The organism is Corallococcus sp. AB032C (assembly GCF_003668935.1).
GTDB classification, from domain to species: Bacteria; Myxococcota; Myxococcia; order Myxococcales; family Myxococcaceae; genus Corallococcus; species Corallococcus exiguus.
The window spans coordinates 1-23275 of the sequence record NZ_RAWP01000101.1; the positions used below are offsets into that span (position 1 = coordinate 1).

At 67.1% G+C, this 23275-nt stretch carries 18 protein-coding genes; 11 read left to right on the plus strand and 7 right to left on the minus strand.

Annotated elements, in window-relative coordinates:
• Window positions 1-23: 23 nt before the first annotated feature.
• Window positions 24-4175, minus strand: a complete 4152-nt coding sequence (locus D7X99_RS32875) for an MG2 domain-containing protein (protein ID WP_121781194.1) — start codon at window positions 4173-4175, stop codon at window positions 24-26.
• Between the two features lie 333 nt (window positions 4176-4508).
• Here D7X99_RS32875 and D7X99_RS42465 point away from each other — a divergent pair, with 333 nt between their 5' ends.
• Window positions 4509-5111, plus strand: a complete 603-nt coding sequence (locus tag D7X99_RS42465) for a hypothetical protein (protein ID WP_147476320.1) — start codon at window positions 4509-4511, stop codon at window positions 5109-5111.
• 70 nt (window positions 5112-5181) lie between these two features.
• On the opposite strand, the gene D7X99_RS32880 is transcribed toward D7X99_RS42465, so the two are convergent.
• Together D7X99_RS32880 and D7X99_RS32885 are read right to left on the minus strand one after the other, a co-directional pair.
• Window positions 5182-6483: a hypothetical protein gene (locus D7X99_RS32880; RefSeq protein ID WP_199756392.1), complete on the minus strand. Its 1302-nt coding sequence runs from the start codon at window positions 6481-6483 to the stop codon at window positions 5182-5184.
• Window positions 6484-6856: 373 nt separating this feature from the next.
• Window positions 6857-8470, minus strand: coding sequence for an LVIVD repeat-containing protein (locus D7X99_RS32885; protein ID WP_121781195.1), 1614 nt, complete (start codon window positions 8468-8470; stop codon window positions 6857-6859).
• 126 nt (window positions 8471-8596) lie between these two features.
• Here D7X99_RS32885 and D7X99_RS32890 point away from each other — a divergent pair, with 126 nt between their 5' ends.
• The 5 genes from D7X99_RS32890 to D7X99_RS32920 all read left to right on the plus strand — a co-directional run bounded on the left by D7X99_RS32890 (window position 8597) and on the right by D7X99_RS32920 (window position 14469).
• A complete protein-coding gene (locus D7X99_RS32890; RefSeq protein WP_121781196.1) occupies window positions 8597-9079 on the plus strand; it encodes a hypothetical protein in 483 nt (160 codons plus the stop codon).
• A gap of 233 nt (window positions 9080-9312) precedes the next feature.
• Entirely contained in the window at window positions 9313-10098 is a 786-nt protein-coding gene (locus D7X99_RS32895; RefSeq protein ID WP_121781197.1) for a hypothetical protein, read from the plus strand.
• 162 nt (window positions 10099-10260) lie between these two features.
• A complete protein-coding gene (locus D7X99_RS42965; protein ID WP_158627106.1) occupies window positions 10261-12147 on the plus strand; it encodes a hypothetical protein in 1887 nt (628 codons plus the stop codon).
• Window positions 12144-13724 (plus strand): CDC27 family protein, encoded by a 1581-nt coding sequence (locus D7X99_RS32915; protein WP_121781201.1) that lies wholly within the window; start codon window positions 12144-12146, stop codon window positions 13722-13724. The genes D7X99_RS42965 and D7X99_RS32915 overlap by 4 nt, the downstream gene beginning before the upstream one ends.
• 187 nt (window positions 13725-13911) lie before the next feature.
• Window positions 13912-14469, plus strand: a complete 558-nt coding sequence (locus tag D7X99_RS32920; protein ID WP_121781202.1) for a hypothetical protein — start codon at window positions 13912-13914, stop codon at window positions 14467-14469.
• Window positions 14470-14479: 10 nt separating this feature from the next.
• Here the strand turns inward: D7X99_RS32920 and D7X99_RS44345 are convergent, their stop codons facing one another.
• Complete coding sequence (locus D7X99_RS44345) at window positions 14480-14608, minus strand: hypothetical protein (RefSeq protein ID WP_255429658.1); 129 nt, start codon at window positions 14606-14608, stop codon at window positions 14480-14482.
• A gap of 45 nt (window positions 14609-14653) precedes the next feature.
• On the opposite strand from D7X99_RS44345, the gene D7X99_RS32925 reads away from it, so the two are divergent.
• From D7X99_RS32925 to D7X99_RS32940, 4 genes are all read left to right on the plus strand, one after another.
• The gene (locus D7X99_RS32925) at window positions 14654-15463 is read left to right on the plus strand and encodes a class I SAM-dependent methyltransferase (protein ID WP_121781203.1); all 810 of its coding nucleotides are present in this window, start codon (window positions 14654-14656) and stop codon (window positions 15461-15463) included.
• Window positions 15464-15505: 42 nt separating this feature from the next.
• A complete protein-coding gene (locus tag D7X99_RS32930) occupies window positions 15506-15949 on the plus strand; it encodes a hypothetical protein (protein WP_121781204.1) in 444 nt (147 codons plus the stop codon).
• Window positions 15950-16011: 62 nt separating this feature from the next.
• A complete protein-coding gene (locus D7X99_RS32935; protein WP_121781205.1) occupies window positions 16012-17766 on the plus strand; it encodes a hypothetical protein in 1755 nt (584 codons plus the stop codon).
• A gap of 90 nt (window positions 17767-17856) precedes the next feature.
• Window positions 17857-18360 carry a hypothetical protein gene (locus tag D7X99_RS32940; RefSeq protein WP_147476323.1) on the plus strand — a complete coding sequence of 168 codons (504 nt, stop codon included), beginning with the start codon at window positions 17857-17859 and terminating at the stop codon, window positions 18358-18360.
• Between the two features lie 62 nt (window positions 18361-18422).
• Here the strand turns inward: D7X99_RS32940 and D7X99_RS32945 are convergent, their stop codons facing one another.
• Both D7X99_RS32945 and D7X99_RS32950 read right to left on the minus strand, forming a co-directional pair.
• Complete coding sequence (locus tag D7X99_RS32945) at window positions 18423-19382, minus strand: NmrA/HSCARG family protein (RefSeq protein ID WP_199756393.1); 960 nt, start codon at window positions 19380-19382, stop codon at window positions 18423-18425.
• 35 nt (window positions 19383-19417) lie between these two features.
• On the minus strand, window positions 19418-20704 hold the full coding sequence (locus tag D7X99_RS32950; RefSeq protein WP_158627107.1) for an SET domain-containing histone-lysine N-methyltransferase: 1287 nt from the start codon (window positions 20702-20704) through the stop codon (window positions 19418-19420).
• A gap of 164 nt (window positions 20705-20868) precedes the next feature.
• On the opposite strand from D7X99_RS32950, the gene D7X99_RS32955 reads away from it, so the two are divergent.
• On the plus strand, window positions 20869-21402 hold the full coding sequence (locus D7X99_RS32955) for an RNA polymerase sigma factor (protein ID WP_158620752.1): 534 nt from the start codon (window positions 20869-20871) through the stop codon (window positions 21400-21402).
• A 52-nt stretch (window positions 21403-21454) separates the two neighbouring features.
• On the opposite strand, the gene D7X99_RS32960 is transcribed toward D7X99_RS32955, so the two are convergent.
• Window positions 21455-23272, minus strand: coding sequence for an alpha/beta hydrolase (locus D7X99_RS32960; protein WP_121781209.1), 1818 nt, complete (start codon window positions 23270-23272; stop codon window positions 21455-21457).
• Between the last annotated feature and the right edge of the window lie 3 nt (window positions 23273-23275).

The window sequence follows — 23275 nt, forward strand, 5'->3', positions numbered from 1 at the left end:
CCCTGACCCTGCTCCCCGCGCGGCTACGGCTTCGGCGCGATGGAGACCTTCACGCCCTCGCTCCACACCTTGTGCTCGTCCGCGTAGTACAGGTACGCGCGGCTGGACGGGCCCGTGTAGGTGCCGGGCACCGCGGCCACCAGGGACAGCGGCACGTCGATGCGCTTGTTCGGCTCCATGCCACGCCAGTACAGGACGACGTCGCGCCCGAGCACTTCGTAAGCATCCACCACCTGCCGCTTCACCAGCTCCTTGAGCTGGTCGTGGCGCACTTCCAGTCCGCCCGGCACTCCAAAGATTGCCACCGCCGTGGGCAGCTTCTGGCCCGTGCGGTTGGCCACCACCACGCGCGCCTCCGTGGGCTCACCCTCGGTGAGGGCCGTCTTCGCCAGCGCCACCTCCAGCGTCACCGCCGTGTCCTTGGAGCTGTCCGGCGTCAGCATGTTGTAGGTGACCTCCACCGAGTACGGCAGCTCCGCGCCCCCCTCCATCCGCAGCTCCAGGCGGCGCTCGCCCGTGCCCAGCAGCGCGCTCACGTCGGGCAGCTTGAGGGCTTCCTGGGTGGAGCCGTCGAAGCGGACCGGTTCGCCCACCGGGCGGCCGTCCACGTAGACGCGCACCAGCCCCGGGGTGAGCTTGGACGCGCGCGCCTTGTCGTAGGCGATGATGGCGCGCAGCGCGAGCACCGTGCTCTGCGTCGCGCCGTAGCGGCCACCGTCGCTGGACTCCGCGAGGAACTTCATCGCGCGCTCCACGTTGCCCACGTAGGCGGGGTCGCGCATCCACGCCAGCGTCGCCAGCGCGGTGGTCTCGATGTTCAGCGTCTCGCCCATGCTGCCCACGATGGACTGCGTCGCGCCGTCCACCACGCCTTGCTGCCCCTGCGCGGAGGCGAGCCGGCCCATCAGCTTCCGGGCCTCGGCGGCGTCACCGGCGAGCGCCAGCACGTTGGCCGCCAGGGCCACCACGTAGCTGTTGGTGCTCTTCGCCGCGGCGGCCTTCACCGAGGCCACCTCGCGTGACAGCTCCTTCGCCTGCGAAGCCGGCTGGCCCGCGCTCTCCAGCAGCGTCCAGACGATGTATGCGTTGGACGTGTCCGGGTCCTCCACCCACACGTGCAGCGCGCGGCGCTTGCGATTGAAGCCGCCCTGGCCGTCCCGCTGCTGGAGCAGCCACTCGCGCGTGCGCTCCATCATCGCGGTGTCCACGTCGCGCACCTGCCGCATGTCCGTGAAGTGCAGCAGGCCGAACGCGGTCAGCGCCTCATGGCCGGGGTTCTGCCCGAACCACTCGTAGCCCTTCTCGGACGTCTCGTAGCCCACCAGCCGCTGGTAGCCGCGCTCCAGCTTCTCCTTCGCGCTCGCCACCAGCTCCGGGTTCACGCCGGTGTGCGTCTGGAAGTACTGCTGCGCCATCGTCATGGGGTACGTCGTGGAGCTGGTCTGCTCGAAGCAGCCGGAGGGCTCCTGGATGAGGCGGGCCAGCGACTCCGTCATGTTGGCCAGCGGGCCCGGGTACACGGCGATGGACGTCCGCACGGTGCCGGGCACCAGGCTCTTGGGCAGCACCACCGGGTGCGCCGCCGGTGCCTTCGGGGACACCAGCCCGCCGTAGGACACGCGGCCCGGGAAGCCCCGGGGCTTGATGGACAGCGTGCGGGTGACGACGTCCGTGTACTCGCCCGCGCTCGCCGTGAGCTTCACGTCCACCGGCTTTGCCTCCTGGCCAATCTCCAGGGAGAAGAGCTGCCGGCCGCGCGCCTGCGAGGCCAGGTCCAGCGTGGCGCCGCCGGAGACCTTCACGTCTCCCTTCAGCTCCACCTTCACCCCCGCGCCCGAAAGCCGCGCCTCCGTCCCGTTCACCAGCGCCACCGGCAGCCGCACCACGTCTCCCGACGTCACCTCGAGCGGCAGCTTGGGCTCCGCGTAGAACGGCTGCACGGACTCCAGCTCCGCCACCGCTGAACCGAGCGCGCCGTCACCACCCACCGCCCCCGCGAACGCCTTGAACGTCGTCACCGAGTCGCTCATCGCGAAGGACACCCGCGCCTCGCCGGTGCGGGCATCCGTGCGCACTCCGGCGTTCCAGTAGAGCGTCTCCGCGAAGTCGACCCGGTCTCCCGACTTGCGGTTGGGCCTCGCGGTGTGCGCGAACTCGCGGAGGTAGATCAGCTGCCCCTGGATGACCCGCTTGTCGTCGAAGCGCGCGTCGTCCCGCTTCGCGCGAAGGCTCCTCCGCTCCATGGGCGCCTCTTCCTCCTTCGCCAGTTGGAGCACGGGGGCCGGTGCCTCCACTTCCGGGGCTGCCTCCGCCGGGGGCATGGGAGGCGGAGCCGCCGCGGCGACGGGGGCCATTTCGGGGAGGACCGCGCCCTCGGCCCGTCCGGCGAAGGCGTCATCCTCGTCCACGACGTTCCGGTCCATCAGGGGTTGCGCCTGTCCCATCGCGACCGCCGTGCCAGCGCCGCGTACGGACCTGCTGATGGACGGCCGGGGCTTGCGGACGGGCTCCTGCGGCCAGCGCACCGCGAGCACGCGCATCGCCGCGTCACCATGCCGGGCGAGGAAGCCCTGCGTGTCGGTCAGCGCGAAGCGCCGCCAGCCCTGCGTCCCCAGCAGCAGGTCCACCGCCAGCTTCGACTTCGGATTCTTCGCGTCGAGGTAGAGCTGCGCGTCGGCCAGCTCCTTCACCTCCGGCTCCAGCAGCACCATGACCGGGAGCTGAGGCGCCTGGTCGCGCTTCTCCTGGAGCTCCAGCACCGCGTCATCCGTCACGGTGAGCATCACCAGCGCGGAGACCGGCTGGCCGCCGCGCGTCGTCCGGGCCGTGAGCCGCACGGGGCCACCGGGCACGTAGCGCGTGCGGTCCGCCTTCAGCTCCACCGACAGCTCCTTCGAGGGCTGGCGGAACACCAGACGCTCCGCGACGGGCCGCCCGTCGTGGTCCCACACCGTGGCGACGAGCACACCGTCCGCCTCGCCGGGGTTCAACGTCACCGGCCCGCCCTTCACGTCGTCCAGCACCGCGGAGGCGACGCGCACCTCGCGCTGGCTCAGCGTCACCGTCGCGCGGCCGACGCCGTTCAGGCCCACGACGAGCTGCACCAGCTTGCCCGCGGGAACCACGTCCTCGCGCACGCGGATGACGGCGCCCCTCGGCTTCACCTCCGGCAGCGGGAAGCTCTTCCGGATGCCCGACGGCGAGTCGATGCGCAGCGCGTACCGCACCCCTGCCTGCGGGGTCAGCTCGAAGCGGCCACGGCCCTCGTGCTCCGAGTTCACGCGGGCGACGACCTTGCCGCTGTCCACCTCCACCACCCGGCCCATCAGGTCCGCCGGCTTGCGCGCGGGAGTGCGCGCCTCGAAGTAGACGCGCGAGGCGAGCCCCGCCACCAGGTCGCCGCCCTCCGGGTACATGGCCAGGTCCAGCGTCTGGAGGAGGATGGGAATCGTCTTCGCCGCGGACTCCACCACGCCGCCGTCCTGGATGGTGAAGGCCAGCGTGCCCTCGCCGCGCTCCATGGCGGCGGGCAGCGGGAAGCGCACCGTGCAGCGCCCCTTCGCGTCCACCGTGCACGGCACCTGCGCCACGGTGGCGCCATCCACGAGCGCGTTGGCCGTCACCTTCGCGCCCTCGGGCACGCCGCCCTCCGCGCGCTTCACGTCCAGCGTGGCGGTGACGGTGTCGCCGGGCCCGTAGCCATCCCGGAGGAACTCAATCTGGGACTTGAGCCGGGGGGCCCGGTAGGCGCGCACGTCGAACTTCCGCTCCGCGGGGGCCGCGCCCGTCCACGGGTAGGTGACGCGCAGGGTGTACTCGCCGCCGGCCTGGCCAGCGGGGATGGGCCAGGCGTAGCCCCAGACGGAGTCCGCCGTGGACGCCGTGCTGGTGGTGACGACGTCCCCCTTGGGCCCGCGCACCTCCACCTGCGCATTGAGTGAGCCCGCGTACGGCTTGCGGTTCAGGGCGTCCAGCACCAGACCCCGCACCAGCACCTGCTCCCCGGGGCGGTAGAGCGGCTTGTCGGTGGTGACATGGGTCAGGTAGCGGTTTTCGCCCCCCAGGGAGCGTGAGGTCGCCCGGGCCGCGAGGACCTGGGGCGATAACGTCACGAAGACGGCTGCGAATCCCAGCGGCAGGAGTGCGCGCAGGGCAAATGGTACGTAGTGGGCCATGGCGGCATTCAACGGCCGAGCACGCCAGAAGTTCTAGCCCTCCCCCAGGAGGTCCTGGAGGACTTCGCGCCGCTTGTTTGACGCATCGCGGCCTGCGTGTCGCTCCGCCCTTGGAACCGGCCCGGCTTCGAGGCACCCCGAGGCGCGGTTGCCATCGCGGCACGTCCCGTCAGGAGCCTGAGCGGATGTCTCCCTTTGGGACGGCTCTCCTGTTCTGGCGAGGTCAAGGATTGAGCGAGATGTCGGTCAGCAGTCGGTTGCTTGCCGTGGCCTCATGCAAGAGATTGTCTATCCGCCTTCGCTCTTCCAGCCTGACTCGCGAAAGGAAGAGTCATGTCTGGTCCTCCAAGTCCTAAATCAATGCTCCTTGCCAACGTCCCAGTCGTGGGGCTGCCGCAGCTGCTCCCCGACCCGGCGAAGTCCCGTGCGCGCAGTGGCAAGACGGCCGGAGTTCAAGCTGGCAAGGCAGTAGCGGATCCGTGTGGTTCGGTGACGAGGAGCACCATCACGGGGCTGCGCAGCAAAATCCAGGAGGCGTGCACCGTCGCGCAGACCAACGTCAACGCCAATGGAGCGGGTGTGCCCGGCGCTGAATATCCAGGCGCCGCGACCTACAGCCTCACCGTCTTGACCCTGGCGTTGGATGGGATGGATCAGCTTCATCTGTGGCTTGACACCAATGGCATGTATGTCGCGCCGGACGATCGAGTGACAAATGCCAGCGCCGCGTTCAATGTCAGCGCATACTGTCGAGAGATCTCCAGCCATCTTCATCATGGGCGATACTGGGCCGCGGTGAGTGCCGCTTGGAATTCAAGCAGGAATACGGCCCAGCCGGCACTGGACTGCGTTGAGCGAGTCTCCGAGGCGCTTGCGCTGCTCGACCCTCTGGCTGCCAATGCCACGCGCTGCTACCTGTCGGCCTACTTCCCCTGATCCGGAGACCGGTCCCGGTTCCACGGCGCTCCGCGGGGAGTGCCACGGAACCGGGACGACTTCGGGTCCTTCAGCGGTCGTCGCCGTCGCGACCCGCGGATGCGTCTACCGGGGGACTGACCTCCTGGCGCCCGCCCGTCAGCAACCAGGCCCGCTGACTGGGGGCGAAGCGAGGTGCCAGATAGCCATCGTTGATCTCGCGAGTCACCGCGAAACGGTTGAACGCCGTGGAGGGGATGAACAACCGCGAGTTGTCCGCGAAGCCATCCGAGGCGGCGTCGACGTCTCCCTCGGCGGCCGAGACGACGCCGTCGCCATTCTGGTCGACCCTCGCGACTTCCCGGGCGTAGGCCTGGAAGAGGCGGCGGTTCAGGTTCTTCTCCCAGGGCATGAACGACGCCAGCCGGACATAGACATCCAGGAAGATTTCGTTGGCGAGCCCGCTCGGGATGAATCGCTGGCGGAACTCCCGCTGGGAGTCGATGCCCGCGTCGAAGAGGTCCGGATCGCGGGGGCGATACGGGTTGTCTCCATACTCTTGCGGAAAGTTCTTCACGCCCAGGGGCCCCGAGCCCGGGACGATTGACTTCAGCAAGCCAATCTCTCCGTCCTCGAAGGCGTCAGGCGGCGCTCCAATCTTGTCGGGGAAGCCACCGGTGAACGGAAGCTCGTAGAGCGGGTGGACCCAGTTCGTGGTGTAGTTGAACTCCCAGTAGTTGTGCACGTCCATTTGCTGCATGGCGTTGTACGCACCCATGCTCAGCTGGATGGGGACGACGTTGCTCTGGATCCACGGGAAGCGATCGTTCTCGTTCGGGAACCGGACGGCCTTCCCATCCGTCGTGAAGAGATTCCCGGGGACGTTGTTGTGGTGTCCGATCTTCGCCAGCATCGCCGCATCGGCGGCGGTCATCGTGCCGAACTGGGCACGCCCGTCAGGGCGCGGGGGCGCGACCGGCGGGACGACCAGGTCGTGGATCATCCAGCCCTCGTACCACCCGCTCTCGTTGTTGATGACGAAGAGCCCGGAGATGTCCGTGAAGACGTCGATGAAGGCACGGACGTCGTTCGGGTCGGTGGGAAGCCCGGGCTTCGGCTCGAGGGCGAGCCGTACCGACGCGATGGTGGGCAGCCCGCAGTTGCCGCCCGTGGCCGTCAACATCGCGGTGTCATTGACGCCGGGAATGATGCTGACGAAGACGTTGCGCTCGAAGCCATTGGTGTCCAGCAGGTAGTACTGGAAGAGCTGGCTCGGCGTGTCCGCCTCCGCGTAGACCTGCATGGGGAGGTAGGTGTGCGGCCGGCTCGCGAGCCGGAGGAGCCGCTCCTTCAGCGGTGTGGGCAGCGCGACGACGTCTCCACGGTTGGCCACGGTGGCGACATCCGCGTTGGCATTCGGGTTGGGATGGCACGGCGGCGGCGGTTGCTCCGCGTGAGCCTGCTGAAGCGGGAGCCATGGGGTGACCAGCGCGAGCGAAGTGATAGCACCCAGGGCGCGTCTGCGGACCTGAATGAATTGCGAGACACTGTGGGGAGATTGCACTGCGATCCTCCTTCGGGCGGCGTGCCGACCGTGCACGGAAGAGGGCAGGTGGACGCCTGCCCTTCTTCCTCGACTGCGCCGTGGATCTAGGCCCTGGCCCGCTGGATGCTCAGTGTCCGCACGTCGTTTCCGCGTGAGCAGAATGAAACGGCCGGGGGCCCGAGCGTCTTAAGGCAGCAGGCCCCTCTCTCTTTCCGCGCATTCAGGGCTCGTTGAAGATGAGCAGCCCGCGCGCTGAGTCCACCACGTAGACATACCCGTCGCCCGGGACGCGCATGCCGATGGCGCCCTCGTAGACGAAGCCCAGGCGTTTCGGGTCGGTCTCACGATAGGTGTTGAAATAGGCGATCTCCTTGGGGCGCGTGGGGTTGGCCACGTCGAACACGCGCACGCCTTCCTGGTACCAGGCGACGTAAAGCCGGGTGCCCTTCAGGATCATGTTGTGGATGGAGGTGGTGGGGCGCAGCCGGTGCTCGGCGATGAGCTGGATGTGGGCCGGGTCGGTGACATCCAGCACGCGAAGGTGCGCGCCCTCCTGCTCACTGCCTTCGAACGCGATGGTGCGGCCCGCGAAGGTCCCCACCGCGCTCGCATGGCTGTATTGCCGGTTGTAGTGGTATCGGCCCAGCTCCTTGACCTGCATGGGGTCGCTCGGGTCGGTGATCAGGAAGCCGATGTCCGTGTGGTTGATGTAGAGGCGGCCCTCGTAAGCGAAGGCGTCATGCGGATAGCTGGTGACGAACTCCTCTGACGAGAAGGTGAAGCGGTTGAGCAGGACGGGGGATTGCGGTGACGTGATGTCGAAGATGAGCGTCTGCTGGGGCCGCAGCGCCATGGCGTAGAGCCGGTTGCCCTCCACGAACAGGGTGTGCACATCCAGGGGCGCGCCGCTGGGCACGCTGCGGAGGTAGGTCGGGTCCCCCGGATTCGAGATGTCATAGAGGATGACGCCGGACGCGCGGGTGGCGATATAGAGGACGTCGTCCTTGGCCCACGCGGCGTTCCAATACCCATCGTCTGGCAGGGAAATGACCTTCTTCAGCACGGGGTGGCTGCGGTCGCTGACGTCGAAGACAGTCAAACCTCCCGCGGGCATGTAGTTCTTGAGCTGGATGGACACCACGTAGGCATGGTTCTTCGTGACGTAGACGTCCGCCGGAAAGCCAATCCCGACGAAGGATTCGGAGACGAGGTCCAGGCCCCCGGAGGACTCGGCCTCACCGCGGCCCCAGGTCATGCGCTCCGAGTCGAACGTGCCCTTCTCCGCGAGCACGCCGTTGCTGCAAAACGCATAGCAACCGGTGATGTGGTTGCGTTCGGGAGCGTCGCAGCCCGCCAGCGCATACTTCGTGACCACGCCCCGGGTCGTGGTGAAGATGTTCGCGAGGAACATGCCCCGCTCATCGAACTGCTGCCGGGTGAGGGGAGTGAAGTTCAGGGTCCCGGCGCCGCCATCCTCCGGGAGCAGGATGCCGGCGCCTCCCCAGGGGTACTCACCGGAGGTCGAGCGCAGCTCCGTCTGGTAGATGCCGTGCCGTGCCGCCGTGCTGAGCGCCCCCAGGTTGCACTTCGACAGGTCGAAGAGGGCAGGGGTGTCGCAGTCAAGCGGGGTGCCGACCGGAGGGGTGAACTCGCAGGGAGCGAAGACGCCGCGGTCAAGCCAGTCGCCCTTCTCTTCAATGGGGGTGGAGGTGCCATCCCACCCCACGACAGGGGGCGTGCCGGCATCCGGTGTCCCCCGGGTGTCGGCGCAGGCCGTCAGCAGCACGGGGCAGGCAAGCAGCAGCGCCCCCAGACAACGGGGAAGACGGGTCATCGATAGGCTCCCTGGTGCAGCGTCGTTCTCTGAATGGATAGGAGCCCCGTGCCACCGCCGTGATGCATCCGGTTCCAGGATTGTGTCCTGGCGAGGTGTCACCGGGGGGGAGTATGAGCAAAGCCCATGAGCAACGAGCGCACGCCGACCGAACCCGAAGTGATGGAGCCCACGTTCTGGCGGAAGAACGGCTGGACGGCCAAGGTCATCAAGAACGAGGAGGACGACGGCTGGGCCGTGGAGATCCGCAAGCAGGGGATCTCCGAGCCCGTCCTCATCAGCCCGTGGGTGATGGGCCGCGACAAGAAGAATCCCAAGCCCTTTGATGCGACGGCGTTCGCGACCTTCGTGAAGACGGCCTCGGAGGTCCTGGATCGCTCCGCGCGGCAGCGCGAGCAGGCCATGACCAAGAAGCTCTCCATCGCCTGGGAGGGCCGCTGGTACGAGGTCCGGCTCGAGATGGTGGCCGATGAGTATGAGCCCCACGCGCTGCTGTCGGCCATCGACGACGCTGGCGCGACCGTCGTGAAACATCGCGTGCCGGTGAACTTCAAGTTCACCCGGGACGTCGCCAACGCGTGGGTGCGCGGTGGCTTCAGCGAGCCCTGAGAACGCACTCCGGACGCAGGACGACTTCGAGCTCGCCTTCCTGCGTCCAGACTTGACCGACAGGGTTTCATCATCACCCTGAGCCACCAGACTGGATGGGTTGGGGGCTGTCCTTCCAGTGTCTCCATCATGTTTTGATCTTCTTGCAATATCTGGGTTGCTGCCTCAGGCTGGAAGTCCACGAACACCCGATATCCTGGTTTCGAGGGGGTGTTGCAGAGGGGGAGTCTTCCATGCCGATGCGTCTCAACGTTGCTGCGCGGAACCTGTTTGACCTGGCCATTCCTGGCGGTGCCAGCCATGACCATCCGTCGTTCACGGTGGATCAAGCCCTCTCACGGCTGGACCAGATGGGGATCTTCCGAAACAACGTCCGCTACTACGATGCCGGTCGGCAATCCCATGCCGAGGTGGAGATCGTGGGAGGAAAGATCGTCCGCACCATGGATCGCCACTTCTGGAGCAGCACCCGGGAACTCCTCAATTACAATGGGCTCTTCGCTGTTGGAATGGACGGCCGGGTCCTCGTCACGCAGGACGAAGGGGCGAGGGGCGTGGGCGCGGCCACGAGGAAGAAGCACAGCAGCATGCTGGCGGGAGGCCAGGCGATGGCTGTCGGTTGCTTCTCGACGAACGCCCAGGGATACCTGACCTCACTCGACAACAACTCCGGGCATTACGTACCCAGTGCTCAATCCCTGAACTGGTTCCTCGCGCAGTTGATCCAGCAAGGCCTCAACCAGATGAATCTGGCTGGGGTCCGTTACGTGTATTCGACCCAGTACGGTCCACAGAGTGTCGTGGTCAACCTGATCCGGTGGAATGCCCTTCAAACAGCGATGAGGTTCAATCAGCCGGCTCAGGTGGTTACAGGCAATGGGCTGTTGAGTTTCAACCGGGTGGTAGGGCAGCAGGCGATCGCCGGGCGCAACGTCGTCGCTCAAGGTGCGGCGCCCAGGCCGGGCAGGATTGTCAACTGCTGTTTCTCATGTTGCAAAATCGACCTGGAGGGGGAGTGACCGCGCCGTAACGGACCGCGGCCTGTAGCCGCGGGGCCCATGCCAGTCGCGGGTGGAGACTCACCGACAAGCCTCACTGGCGCCTGTTGCCCGGGCCAGACCTGCTTCAAGGAGCGGGACACCATGTACCGATGCAGTATGTGTGCCGCCACAGGCACCTCCATGCGTCACTTCGTGCACAAGTGGAAGGGTTGCGCGGGTTCGGTCGACGAGATGGCTTCGAGCAGCCCGGCTACCGCCGCGGCTCCTGCAGGGGCTTCGTTCTCCTTGTTGTCCGCCCCCGCAGCGAAACCCGCGAAGAAGAAACGCGCCGCGCCGCGCAAGCCTCGACTCTCGGTGGCTTTCATGGACCGGGAACTCAAGGCCGTCACCAGCAAAGCGAATGTCACCTTCGCCGGGAGGTGGACGCCCGAAGTGTGGCTCAGCGGCGCCGCCTCGTTCGCAGGACGCCGAGACCCTCAGGTCCTGCGCCATCTCTCGGCGCAGTTTTTCCACTACATCCGAAACACGCTCAATATGAAAGGCGAGCAGGAGGTTCAGGCAATGCTCGTGAACGGTCGACTCGTCATTGCCGCGAACCTCGACGCATCGATCAATGCTTTGTTCAAGGCGCTGCGCCAGGATGACACTGACGGGCCGCCCTCCAACGCTGTCCAGAACCTGCTGCAGTCGGTCCAGAATCCCGATGACAAACGGGCCGAGGGGGCGGCGAAGAAGCTCGGGGGGCTCTTCTCGGGGACGAGGTCCCTCTCCGCCATCCCCACGGCGATGAACGTGCTGGGCAACAACGACGAGGGCCTCCTCCAGCGGCTGAACTATTCGAATGCAGCCGACTGCGCGGCCAAGATCGGAGGGGCGGCGCACCACGGGCGGATCATCTTCGTGAACGCCGGTGGAGACAGCATCCACGCCGAGCAGAAGCTCCTCCTCGCTCTGCTTCGCTCGGGTACGGGTAAGTCGACGGTAGCAACGATTTACGGAAAGAAGCGGCCCTGCGCGGGTTGCTATCTCACACTCCTTTTCGCGGAGGAGAGACTTGGACTGAAGATTGAATTCAACCGTCACCCGGGCGGCTTCTGGGGGCCCGCTTTAAAGGGGTTTCGCGAGCTGTTCGAACAGGCCAAGGAACACATGCAATCCAATTCCCCTGGAGACGTATGCGCATGGCTCCACGACAAGGCCGCTGCACTGGTGACGCACCAGACACAATACCTGGGCGCTGACGAGCAGCGCTCGATGCTTCAGGACGAGAAGGCACAGTTCGTTGCCCTGGGGAAAGTCGATCCCCGCCACACCGGCTACGATTCGCTATCGGATAGCGATCCGGATGACGACGATCCGGATGACGACGATCCGGATGACGACGATCTGGATGACGACGATCTGGATGGCAGCGCCATGGAGGATGACGGCGCACGGTCCGCGGCGGGTTCAGGAAATCCCTTCTCGCTCCTTCCCTCGCCCCCTGCCATCCCGAAGACTCCAGCTCCAGCGGCGGCCGCCGCGGCATCATCATCTGCCGCGGCGGCGGCGCACTCCGCCGCTCCCTTCTCCGTGGTGCACCTGAAGAGTGATTCAAAAGCGAGTGACAGCAAGTCAATCGTCGTGCCCGCACCGGATCTCTCCGCGGTACCGAGCCCGGCACTCAAGGGGGCGCTTGCAGCGAAGAATTTCGTCCGTGGGGAGGCCTCTTCGAAGGGGCTCAATTGTTTCCTCCACAGCTTCCTTCAGCTCTTCCACGACATGCCGGGTGATCCGATTTACAGACTCAGAGGCCACGTCGAGCGCATTCGCGGGAATTGGAATCGTATCGGAGCCGCGGTGAAGGGCGAGGATCTCAACCTGGAGAGTGCTGACACACGCGATGTAGTGCGCCAGTTCGCAAGCGCCAACGGGTGCCTCATCTTGATATGGGGCTTCAATTCAGGCACCAACCAACTCTACGAGGTGTGCCGCATGGGCGGCATGGGCGGCATGGTGGAGCGGCCTCGTGAGATCAACATCCTCTGGTATGGCCCTCACTTCGAACCGCTCAGGAAGAGGGCATGACGATTGGCACCGAGGACAGCTTGACGACGCTCGAGACGAACAAGCCCTTCTCGGAGTCGGTGCTGTGGCGAGCCCAGCGCAGCTACTTCGAACGTGTGGGAATTGACGCCTGGCGTGATGCCACGGTGCCACACTATGTCACGTGCAACCCGGCGCTCGCGCACGCCATGGCCCAGGTGGTGCTCGGCTTCCTTCGTGACTGCGACGCAGGAGAGTCCCGCGCAGGCAGCGAGCCGTTCCATGTGCTGGAGCTTGGGGCGGGCAGTGGGCGATTCGCCTTCCTCTTCCTCCGGGCACTCTCCGAACTGCGCGAGGTCATGGGCTGGAGCCACGTCCCCATTCGCTACGTGATGAGTGATTTCACGGAGTCCAATCTGCGGTTCTGGCGGGCACATCCGGCTCTGCGTCCATTCGTCTCCGCTGGCTTGCTGGACTTCGCGCTCGTGGACGTGGAGCGCATGGACGGCACCATCGAGCTCCTGGAATCCAAGACGATGCTCGGGGCCGGGAGCCTGGAGCGGCCGCTCACGGTCATCGCGAACTACGTCTTCGATGGCGTTGCGCAGGACGCCTTCTTCATCGAGAAGGGGCAGCTCTTCGAGTGCCTCTTCACGGTCGCCACCGACACACCGGAACTCGACCTGAGTGCGGCGAATGTCCTCACGCGATTGCGCCTCGCGTCCTCCCGGCGTGCCGTGCATCCCGACCATTATCCCGAGCCGGAGTTCAATGGGCTGCTTCGTGCCTATGCCGGCCTGCTCGATGAGGGCTCGGTGCTTCTTCCGGCCCCCGCCCTGAGGTGCCTGGAGAAGCTTTCGGCGCTCGCGAGGGGCCGCCTCTTCCTCCTCTCCGCCGACAAGGGGCACCTCGACGAGGCCTCGCTCGCCCGGGAGGTGGAGCCTCAGGTGACGGTGCATGGGAGTTTCTCGCTGCCGGTGAACTACCACGCCTTCCAGCAATGGTTTCTTCTCAAGGGCGGTGAGCTCACCTGCGCGGACCACCGGCAGTCGAGCCTCGTCGTCGCCGCGTTCATCCTCGGCGCGCCAGCCAGCGGCATGACCGAGACGCGGCTCGCCTATCACCTCGCCTTCAACGGCCCCAGTCCCGACGATTTCTTCCGATTGCGGCAGGGCATCGAGGCGCACTACGAGGCGCTCGAGTTCGAGCAGCTCCTCGCGCACGTGCGACTGAGTCGGTACGACGCCCGCATCCTCGGCGACTGTCTTCCGGCGTTCAGCCAGAAGGTGGCGGCGCTGTCAGCGCAGGAGCGCACGGAATTCGCCCAGGCCATCGGGCGAGCGTGGGCGAACTACTTCCACATTGGCGAGAGCCGGGACCTGGCGTTCGCCTTCGCGGCGTGCCTGTACCAGCTTGGCGAACCTGCCTCGGCACTCGCGCTGTTCGAGGAGTCGCTCATCCTGTACGGAGAGGATCCGCGCACGTTGTGGAATCTCGCGATGTGCCTGTTCGCGCTGGGGCGCCCGGAGGATGCGGCGCGCTCGCTCGTGAAGGCTGGCGAATCGTTTCCTCTGCTCCAAGAGCACATCGGGTTGCTGCCGAAGACGGGGTCCGGTTGAGGTAGGCCTCAATCGCCACGGCCCGCTTTTGACGGACAGGCGTGGCCCGACCCGCCAGCGTGAGAATCGCCGCTTCTCTCCTTGGGGTTCGCCCGGGCTTGAACGATGAGATACAGCTATTCCCAGGGGTGGCGGGGCGCGGCGCTCCTCTGTGGAATCCATCCATGCGCCGGGAGCGTCGGAGACTGTGAACAAGCACTCCAGCACGAAGGTGTTCGTCATCATCAGCGCCACGGTCGCCCTCGGCATTGGCGTGGGCGTGGTGAGCATCGGCCTCAAGAAGGGGGGCTTCCTGACGACCTCGGACGTGGGAGGACTCCCCGAGCTGGCCCGGGTCCAGGAGCAGCTCCGGCCGCTCGAGGCCTGTTCACTCACCTACCAGCTGCGCGACAAGCGAGGCCATCGCAAGCATCCGGACTCGGTCTTCATCCAGCCGTGCACGCGGGGTGAGTACATCAGCGTCCTCATCGACGTCCCGACGACCTGGGCGCACAAGGGGGTCGGCTTCGAGATGACCCGTGGCTCCATGACGGAGCCATGGGAGATCCTGGTCGAGAAGAAGGAGGTCCCTTTTCCCGACCTCAAGGAGGCCCTCGAGCACTTCGCCCCCCTCATCGCCGCGAGTTACCCCGAGAAGCTGCGTGAGCGACGCGCGGGCGCGAGCGAGATGGACCGCCAGCTGAACGAGCGGCAGCGCATGGAGCAGGAGCGCATGGAGCGCGCGAAGGACTCCTATCCGCAGTGACGCTTCAGTCTCAGAAAGCCAAGAGCGGCCCGGTGACGGTGGCCATGTCGAGCGGCTCGGGGCCATGGTTCGTCACGGACAGGTCGTAGCGGAGGCACGTGGTGCGGTTGCATGAGGTGGGCCGGGCATTGAGGCGCACGGGCGATTCCGGTGGTGTCGGCCCACCGTATCGAAAGATCCGCCGATGCCATCCGAAGCCGCGCCCTTCCGGGGACGGCGCGGGCTGCCTACCGTCGGTCGCATGGACAATGTGGCGACGATGACGGAGCGCCTGCTGGCGGACGCGGGACTCCGGGCGGGAATGCGGGTGCTCGATGTCGGCTGTGGAAGGGGCGACGTGACCTTCATGGCCGCGAGTCAGGTGGGCGCGCAGGGGCAGGTCGTGGGCGTGGACCGCGACTCCGGAGCGATTGAACAAGCCCGCGTGAGGGCGCGGGAGCAGGGCCTGTCGAACGTCACGTTCGTGGAGGGAGACCTCCATGCGCTTCCGAAAGAGCAGGGTCTGTTCGACGCGGTCGTGGGGCGGCGGGTGCTCATGTACCAGGCGGACGCCGTCGACGCCGTGCGGAGTCTCGCGAGGGCTGTGAAGCCCGGGGGGCTGGTGGTCTTCCAGGAGCACGACTCGACGGTGGGCCCGGTGAGCCTCAGGCCCTTGCCGCTTCACGCGCAGGTGCGTGAGTGGATCTGGCGCACGGTGGAGCGCGAAGGCGCGAACATCCACATGGGCTTCGACCTGGCGTCGGTCTTCACGCAGGCGGGACTCACGGTCGAACAGGTCCGGGCGGTGGCCGTCGTGCAGACGCCGACCCAGGCGCATCCCACGGGCGCCATCGTCCGCGCGATGATTCCCCGAATCGTGAAGCACGGAGTCGCGACGGAGGCGGAGCTCGATGTGGACACGCTCGAGCAGCGGCTCACGGAGGAGCGCGTGAAGGCGGGTGCGACCTACATCGGGGAGCTGGCCTTCGGAGCCTGGGCGAGGGTGCCCGGGTAGGCTGGGGCCCCTGGAAGTCCACTGCGTCTGTATGCTCGGGGGATGTCCCTGTCATTCCTGGTGTTGATGCTGATCGCAGTGGTCATGGGAGCCCTGATCGGCTTCTGGTTGCGCTCCTCCCATCGTGAGCAGCCAGCGGAGCCGCCCAGCCCTCTGTCTCCGGCGGAGGGGCAGAGGAACCTCGCGGAGTTGATCGAGTCCGGGCAGACGATCAACGCCATCAAGCTCTACCGGCAGCTTCATGGCTGCGGCCTGAAAGAAGCGAAGGACGCAGTGGAGGCGATGCGCGATGGCCGGGTGCGCATGGAGTCCCTGGAACCCAGTGGGTTGTCCGGCCCGGAAGTGAATGACGCCATCGAGCGCGCCGTTCGAAGCAACAACCTCATCCAGGCCATCAAGCTCTACCGCGACCAGCACGGCGTGGGCCTGAAGGAAGCCAAGGACGCGGTGGAAGCGATGCGAGCCGACCTGCTCCGGCGGGGATGATTTGTCCATTCTCGCCTATACTTCGGCGCCGCATCCGTCGCCCCCGTCCTGCTGGAGGTTCGATGCCGTTCACGCCCGTTCCCGCGACCTATCCCATCCAATACACCTGGACCAACGGTCCAACCGCCGCGCTCAACAACCGCATCACGGCGGTCCGCGGCGTCGCCACGGGAGGGGGTGGTGCGGCCACCCGGCTCTCCGCGAAGGACTGGGCCATCGCCCTCGATCCGCGTGAATCCGCCATGGGGGCTCCCATACGACCTGGCGGCGTCGACGCCAGGGCGCGCTACAACACGCTGGGCGCTTGGGTGACCCGGGCGCCTGCTGAGTCCGGTCGTATCTTCGAGGAACTGGCGGACGCCGTCCGTCTGGCCGAGAGCGATGACAGTGTATTGCCCACCGGGACGTCCGCGGCGCCGTTGGCCCGCATGCCGGATGGCACGACGAGCGCGATCGCGATCAACAGCGACATGACCGGCGACCTGTGTTGGCTCATTGCCGCCATGAAGCACTGCCCCGAACTCGCGGTGGCGATCCGCATCGGGCCGACCGAGAAGCATCTGCGGGTCTGCTCCGCCATGATTGAACAGCTGGTCGATGAACGCCTGGGCCGGCGGACCATTCTCATCACCGGACCCGTGCCGCCCCAGCACGCGCCGGTCCCGGCCTGGGCGACGGGGTCCAAGACGACGCACTGGCATCCTGTCCACATCGCACGCGCGAGCCTGCCGGCGGGGACGAATGTCGAAAGCTGCTTGAGTACGTCACGCCGGGTCTTCGAGGCCGCGCGGGAGCAGGCGCTGGATGATCAGCGCTCGGTCGCGGATGTCGCCTGTGAGTTGTTCAAGCAGTCCTTCGCGGACCGCCTGATGATCACGGAGAGGAATGCCATTGATGGCGCGATCCAGGCCTTGACCCAGAATCCTGGCTGCCTGAGCACCCACGCCGGCTACATCCTGGTGGCCAACCGCGTCGAAGATTACAACTGCCAGCACAACACCACCGCGGCTCGCCTCGCCGCGGTCAACGGAGCCCGTGGCGCTCGAAGGCTGGTGACCTTCGGGCGCCCTCCAGTGGGAGGCGTAGGCAATCACATCGACCTCTACGCGAATCATGCCCGCACCGAGCGACAGCGCGCCTATTTCTGGGCCGCCCTCAAGGCGACGATGCGGCAGCTGGGGCGCGATGTCGTGATCGCCGGGGGGCGGAGTGGAACCTTCGATATCGCCTACCACTCGGGGGAGGAGCCCACCGGTGGAGGGTTGTGTTGGGACATTCCCGGGGCGGCACGTCGTGATCCCGAGGTCGATCGGCTCCAGCAACAAGCCGGTCCCGGCGGTAACAGCGGCCTGAGCCTCGCCAGCCTGGCGCCCATCGCGTCGGACCGCCGCAACGGCGGCGACGCAGAGGCGGGAGATATCGCCGCGAGGATGACCGGTCTGCTCTATGGAGGCGCGCCGGGCCTGGTCCGCAATGCCACCTTTGCCGTCGGTCCAGCGACGCAGGTTGCAGGAGCCGAGAGTCAGGCGATGCGCAACGCGGAGGTGGGCCGCGCCCTCTTTCAAGGTCAGACCGCGGGCAACATGGGCTCCGTCCAGCTTGGAACGACGGAGAGGCTGTCGGATCAGATTGTCAGCGACCTGGCCTGGAGGGAGGCCACCACGGCACGTGGGGCACTGCCGGGGGTGGCATTGGCTCATCCCGCGGCGGTTCCGAAGCCCAGTCCCCACGCAGCCCAGTTCCGGTGCCCGGTCTGTGGCGACACGCAGGCAATGAAAGCCAGGTACCGGCTCCACCGGATTTTCAGCCGGCATTGAGCCGGTGTGCGGGCGGTCCGAGCTTCACGCGCGAACGGCTTCACCGTCTTCTTCGTGGGAGGAATCTCCCACATCCAAGGAGCGATGACCGTGAGCGGCGACGACAAGCAAAAGCAGTATCCCTTCTTCTGGGGCATCTACTACGGCCTCGCGAGCAAGCCTCCCCAGCTGTTCGTCGGTGGGCTTCGCACGCTCGGGCAGCTGGGCCTGCAGGGCCCGCAGCAACAGCAGGTGATCCAGTACCACAACCTGCTCACGGCCCGGGCGATCCGGGCGGGGCTCCGGTACGCCGCGGGGCTGAAGGTCGATCCGGCGACCGTCGCGACCCTCTGGAAGGCACTGCCTCCCGAGGCTCAGCAGAACACCCTCGACTGGGGACAACAGCAGGTGGGGCAGTTCGTCGGCGGCTCGGCGTTCAGCTGGGTCCTCGGTAAGGGGCTGGTGAAGTACCTGCCCAAGAAGATCGTCACCCCCGCGCTGTTCTTCCTCAGCTGCCAGGGCGCGATGGGGCTCTTCTGGAAGGATGGATGGGACAAGGGGCCTCCGCCGCCTCCTCCCGGGGTGGGTGGAGGCGGCCGGGAGATCTCGGTCTGAAATCCCGCGCGGCTGAAGGACGCCCTGCCTCCGCGAAACCGGGAGGCAGGGCCCACCACCCATCACGCCGCGCGCACGAAGCGGGCCTTGTTGCGTTCAATCCACCGGGCCAGCGACTGCACCTGGGGATTCAGTTCGCGCGTGAGCTCGGGGTCCCTGGCGGCGCAGTACTCCGGGGAGAAGTCGCGCATGAACTGGAACATGTTCGCGAGCTCCGACGCGCCGGGGAAGTTGAACGTCCGGTAGACCTCCGGCTCCATGGAGTGGAAGCGCACCTCCTGCCCCAGCACCTGCTTCAGCGTCAGGGCGATCTCCTGGCCCGTCAGGTGCTCGCTGGCCAGCCCCACCGTCCGGCCCGCCCATGCCTCCGGCCCGCGCTGGAAGAGGGTGTGGACGCATCCGCCCACGTCCTCCGTGGCGATGCCGGGCAGCTTCTGGTCCTCCGTGGGCAGCACGAAGTCGAACGTGCCGTCGGCGTTGCGCTTTCCTCCCAATCCGAACGACAGCAGGTTCTCCCACGAGAACGAGGTGCGCACGAACGTCACCGGCAGGTCCAGGCCGCTGAAGTACGCATCGCTCGCGCCCTTCACGTCGAACTGCGGCACGCGGTAGTGCCTCTTGAGCATGGGCATCCGCGTGTCTTCCGGAGGGATGAGGCGCCGGGTGTCTTCCTGGGTGGACCAGATGACGTGCGCCACCTCCGCCTCCTTCGCGGCGTGCGCCATCGTCCGCGCCTGTGCCAGCTCGCGCTCCGGGTCGGGCTTCTCCCAATAGCTGGTGACGCAGAAGGCGCCGTGCGCTCCGGTGAACGCGGCCTTCAGGCTCTTCGCGTCGCTCACGTCCGCCGCGACGACCTCCGCGCCCAGCTTCGCCAGCCTGCGCGCCAGCTCCGAGCCTGGCTTGCGCGTGAGCGCGCGCACCGTGAAGCCGCTCTGCGTGTCCGCGAGGATGGCGCGTGCGAGGCCGCCTCCCTCTTCGCCCGTTGCTCCCACCACCGCGATGATCTTCTTGTCCATGGTCATGTCCTGTGGTCCTGAAGTCTGGGAATGAAGCCGGCTCATCCGCCCACGACGGGGCCGGGCGGGGTGGGGCTCAGCGCGGGGAGGAAGGCGAGCGCCAGGCCCGCGTAGGCCCGCAGCAGCCGCTTCTCACCGCGCCGCAAGAGCAGGCAGTTGCGCGCGTTGCGCGACAGGTCCGCCTCCTGGAGCAATTGCTCGTCCTCCTCCAGCGTCGTCTCGAAGCCCGCGAGCCGTGCCTCGCACGCGTCGTGGAGGGAGCGGAAGACGCGCTCCTCCGTCTCCGCGCTCAGCGGTGGCACTTCGCCCAGGCCCTGCTCCTCGCGGGCCTCCTCGGCGAGCCGGGCCAGCTCCCGCGCGTTCGCGCACGCCACGCGCAGGAAGGAGAACATCGCCACCGTGGAGGCATGCCCGTAGTGCAGCGGCACCTCGAAGCGGCGCCGCGACAGCGGAGTCGCCAGCGCGAGCAGCTCCCGCTTTCCCTCCGCCTCCACCGCGTCCTCGGGCACGCCCAGGTAGAGCACCAGCGTGTCGTCCGGGTTGTCCTCCGGCACGAAGCCGTAGCTCAGCAGGAACCGGCAGCTGGACTTGATGCCATAGCTGATGTGCAGTTCCTCGCGCGCGGCCACGGGCTCGTGCGCCACCAGCACGAAGGCCTCACCGTCCTCCGTGTTGCCCCACACCAGGCGCGGCGAGGCCCGGTGGTTGAGCATGTCCGCCACCGGCACGAAGCACCGCGTGAGCTTGCCCGCCACCGTCAGGCCGAAGCTGCGGCTGATCAACACGTGCTGCGCCCAGAGGTACGCGTCGGGCGTGAAGCGCTCGAAGCCCGGCACCCGCTGCGCCAGCAGGGCGTAGCGCGCGAGCAGCATCTCCTTCCACCGCGCCACCTCGCGCAGCGCGGAGGAGCCCTGGAGCAGCGACAGTTCCTGCGCGTCGAAGAACAGCGGCAGGTGCGGGAAGGACCGGGGCAGCACGTCCAGGTACGGCTTCCAGGCCGAGTCCTCGCGCTCCTTCTCCTGGAGCAGGAACGCCGCCAGGTAGCACTCCTCGCTCGTGTCCGGCGCGTGCGCGTCGATGAGCCGGCCGATGTCCGACGCTCTCGCGACGTCCAGCGTCACCAGGCACGCGCGTGGCACCCGCAGCACCTCTTCTCCCGCCGCGATGGGCACCTTGGCGAAGACGCCACGTTCGTCGCCCTCCAGATGACCCACCCACAACTTCGGGAAGCTCGCGCCCGCCTGCCTGCTCCACTGGAGTGCGAGGTGCTCCTTCAGGGGGTTCGCTTCCTCGAGGGTGTCCTGCTCCGCTTCCTGTCGCGCGCTCATTGGCTCCGCCATGCGTTCGGGGGGTGAACGCCAGGAAGACGCTGGTCGCTACGGCTTGTGATTTCCCGTGGATTTCCGGGCTGCCCTTTTTGGAGATGATCAAGGGTTGTTCACAGACATCTCGCTACTCCGTTTCCAGATGCACTTTTGGAGCACTGGAAACCGTGAGCGAAAACACCAATCCCTCTTTCTGGCGTGTATGGGAGCAGCACAAGGAGCCGTTGTTGCAGCAGGCGCTGCGGCTGATGGGCGGGAACGTGGTGGACGCGGAGGACGCGGTGGACACCGCGATGCTCCGGGCCCACCAGAACTACGTGTCGCCTGGGAAGATCCTCAACCCGAGGGCGTGGCTGGGACGCATCCTCCACAACGTCTGCATGGACATCCACCGCGAGCGCCAGCGCTGGGGCGACACCGAGGAGTGGATGGAGGACCTGGAGTCCGCGGAGCCTCAGTCCCAGGAGCAGCTGCCCGACGCGGGCCTGCTCCAGCGCGAGAGCGCCGCGGCGGTCCGCGAATGCATCGAGGCGCTGCCCCCCAATCTGAGGGTGCCCCTGGTGATGCGCTACCTCCAGGACATGTCCTATGCCGACATCGCTGAACAGCTCCGGTTGACCAGTTGCAACGTGAGAAAGCGCATCCAGCTCGCGTACGGAATCCTTCGGACCACCCTTTCGCAAGAGCCGTGCCCTCGCTGAGCGCAAGTCCGTGCTCCGTCCGGGCAGGCCGGCGGAGCACGGCTCGCGCGACTCATTCCGGGAGGATGCGCGAGCGCACATAGCGCCCCGGAGCCGCTTCAATGATGCGAAGCCCTCCCTCGCCGGGGATCCGGGCTGGGACGCGTTCTCCCGAACGCTCGGATTGCCAATACTCCCAGTCTGTCCACCAGGACCCTGAGTGTTCTTTTGCGTCCTGAAGCCACGCATCGGCGTCCGCGTGCGACGCAATTCCATCCGCGTCCATGAAGGACGCCGATGCGTCCGGTGTCGACGCAATCACATCCGTCTTGCCGCGGAGCGCAATCTCATCCGCGTCCTGGAATGACGCGACTGCGTTTGAATGCGACGCAAATACATCAGCATTTGGGGCGGACGCAGGCGCGTTTCCAGGTGACGCGCCCGGACGGGGCTTCGGGACCCAATAGCGATACCGGTTCGCGGACGGCGGGTTGATGACGCCGGCGACATGGCCCGAGCCCGCGAGCACGAACCGCACGGGACCCCGGTAGTTCCTCGCTCCCCGGTACACCGAGCGGAAGGGCGCGATGTGGTCCTCCCGGCAGGCTTGCACGTAGAGGGGCGTCTTCACGCGGCCCAGGTCCAGGGGGACGCCAGCGAGCGACAGCGCGCCCGGCTGGACCAGGCGGTTGTGCAGGTACAGCTCCCGCAGGTACGTCGCGTGCGCGCGCGCGGGCATGCGCGTGGGGTCGGTGCTCCACGCGAGGAAGTCGCTGGGGGCCGGCTCCCGGCCGAGCAGGTAGTTGTTCACCACGAAGGGCCAGACCAGGTCCTTCGCCCGGAGCAGGTTGAAGGTGGTCATCATCTCCAGCCCCTCCAGATAGCCGCGCTCGCGCATGTGGGCCTCCAGCCGCTCCAACCGCGGCGCGTCGATGAAGGCCCCCAGGTCCCCCGGTTCGCTGAAGTCCACCTGCGTGGTGAGCAGCGTCGCGCTGGCGATGAGCGAATCGTTCTGGGCGGCGAGCCACGCGAGCCCCGACGCCAGCAGCGTTCCTCCGATGCAGTAGCCCAGCGTGGAGACCCGCTCCTCGCCGGTGGCGCGGCAGACGGCCTCCAGCGCGGCAATCAATCCGTGCACGAGGTAGTCCTCCCACTCCACGTCCGCGTGCGTTTCGTCGGGGTTCACCCAGGAGATGAGGAACACCGTGTACCCGCGCTCCACCGCCCAGCGGACGAACGAGTTCTCCGGGCGCAGGTCCAGGATGTAGAACTTGTTGATCCACGGCGGCACCACCAGCAGCGGCTGGCGGTGGACGGTGGGCGTGGTGGGCCGGTACTGGATGAGCTGGAACAGGCGCTCCTCATGGACCACGTCGCCCGGCGTGGTGGCCAGGTTCTCTCCCAGCCGGAACGTCCGCCGGTCCGTCATGCGCGTCGCCAGCTGGCCCTGGCCCCGCGCCAGGTCCTCGCACAGCGCCTCCAGTCCCTTGAGCAGGCTCCGGCCGTGGGACTCGCGCGCGGCGCGGAGCACCTCTGGGTTGAGCGCGGGGAAGTTGGACGGTGACAGCGCGTCGGTGAGTTGGCGCGCGTAGAAGCGCGCCTGGTGTGCCGTGTGCCGGTCCACGCCCGGCGCTTGGGCCACCAGGTGCTCCAGCCAGTCCGCGCCGGTGAGGTACGCGCGGCGCAGGCCGTCGAAGAAGGGTTGCTCCCTCCACGCCGGATCTCGGAAGCGGCGGTCCGGCGCGGAAGGGGCGGGCTCCGGTGGGACGCCCCCGCGCAGGGAGCGTCCCCACAGGTCGATTCCCGCCGCGAGCATCCGCTGGGGGTCCATCGCCAGCCGGAGGAGGACTTCCAGGAAGGCGCGCCGCATGGGCTCCAGGGATGCGTTCATTCG

What these genes read in the sequence shown, in the direction of transcription:
- D7X99_RS32895 (WP_121781197.1), top strand. Translation starts at nt 9,313, where the DNA reads ATGCCGATGCGTCTCAACGTTGCTGCGCGGAACCTGTTTGACCTGGCC.
- D7X99_RS32950 (WP_158627107.1), bottom strand. Translation starts at nt 20,704, where the DNA reads ATGAGCGCGCGACAGGAAGCGGAGCAGGACACCCTCGAGGAAGCGAAC.
- D7X99_RS32875 (WP_121781194.1), bottom strand. Translation starts at nt 4,175, where the DNA reads ATGGCCCACTACGTACCATTTGCCCTGCGCGCACTCCTGCCGCTGGGA.
- D7X99_RS32890 (WP_121781196.1), top strand. Translation starts at nt 8,597, where the DNA reads ATGAGCAACGAGCGCACGCCGACCGAACCCGAAGTGATGGAGCCCACG.
- D7X99_RS32960 (WP_121781209.1), bottom strand. Translation starts at nt 23,272, where the DNA reads ATGAACGCATCCCTGGAGCCCATGCGGCGCGCCTTCCTGGAAGTCCTC.
- D7X99_RS42465 (WP_147476320.1), top strand. Translation starts at nt 4,509, where the DNA reads ATGTCTGGTCCTCCAAGTCCTAAATCAATGCTCCTTGCCAACGTCCCA.
- D7X99_RS32945 (WP_199756393.1), bottom strand. Translation starts at nt 19,382, where the DNA reads ATGACCATGGACAAGAAGATCATCGCGGTGGTGGGAGCAACGGGCGAA.
- D7X99_RS42965 (WP_158627106.1), top strand. Translation starts at nt 10,261, where the DNA reads ATGCGTCACTTCGTGCACAAGTGGAAGGGTTGCGCGGGTTCGGTCGAC.
- D7X99_RS32885 (WP_121781195.1), bottom strand. Translation starts at nt 8,470, where the DNA reads ATGACCCGTCTTCCCCGTTGTCTGGGGGCGCTGCTGCTTGCCTGCCCC.
- D7X99_RS32930 (WP_121781204.1), top strand. Translation starts at nt 15,506, where the DNA reads ATGTCCCTGTCATTCCTGGTGTTGATGCTGATCGCAGTGGTCATGGGA.
- D7X99_RS32915 (WP_121781201.1), top strand. Translation starts at nt 12,144, where the DNA reads ATGACGATTGGCACCGAGGACAGCTTGACGACGCTCGAGACGAACAAG.
- D7X99_RS32925 (WP_121781203.1), top strand. Translation starts at nt 14,654, where the DNA reads ATGCCATCCGAAGCCGCGCCCTTCCGGGGACGGCGCGGGCTGCCTACC.
- D7X99_RS32935 (WP_121781205.1), top strand. Translation starts at nt 16,012, where the DNA reads ATGCCGTTCACGCCCGTTCCCGCGACCTATCCCATCCAATACACCTGG.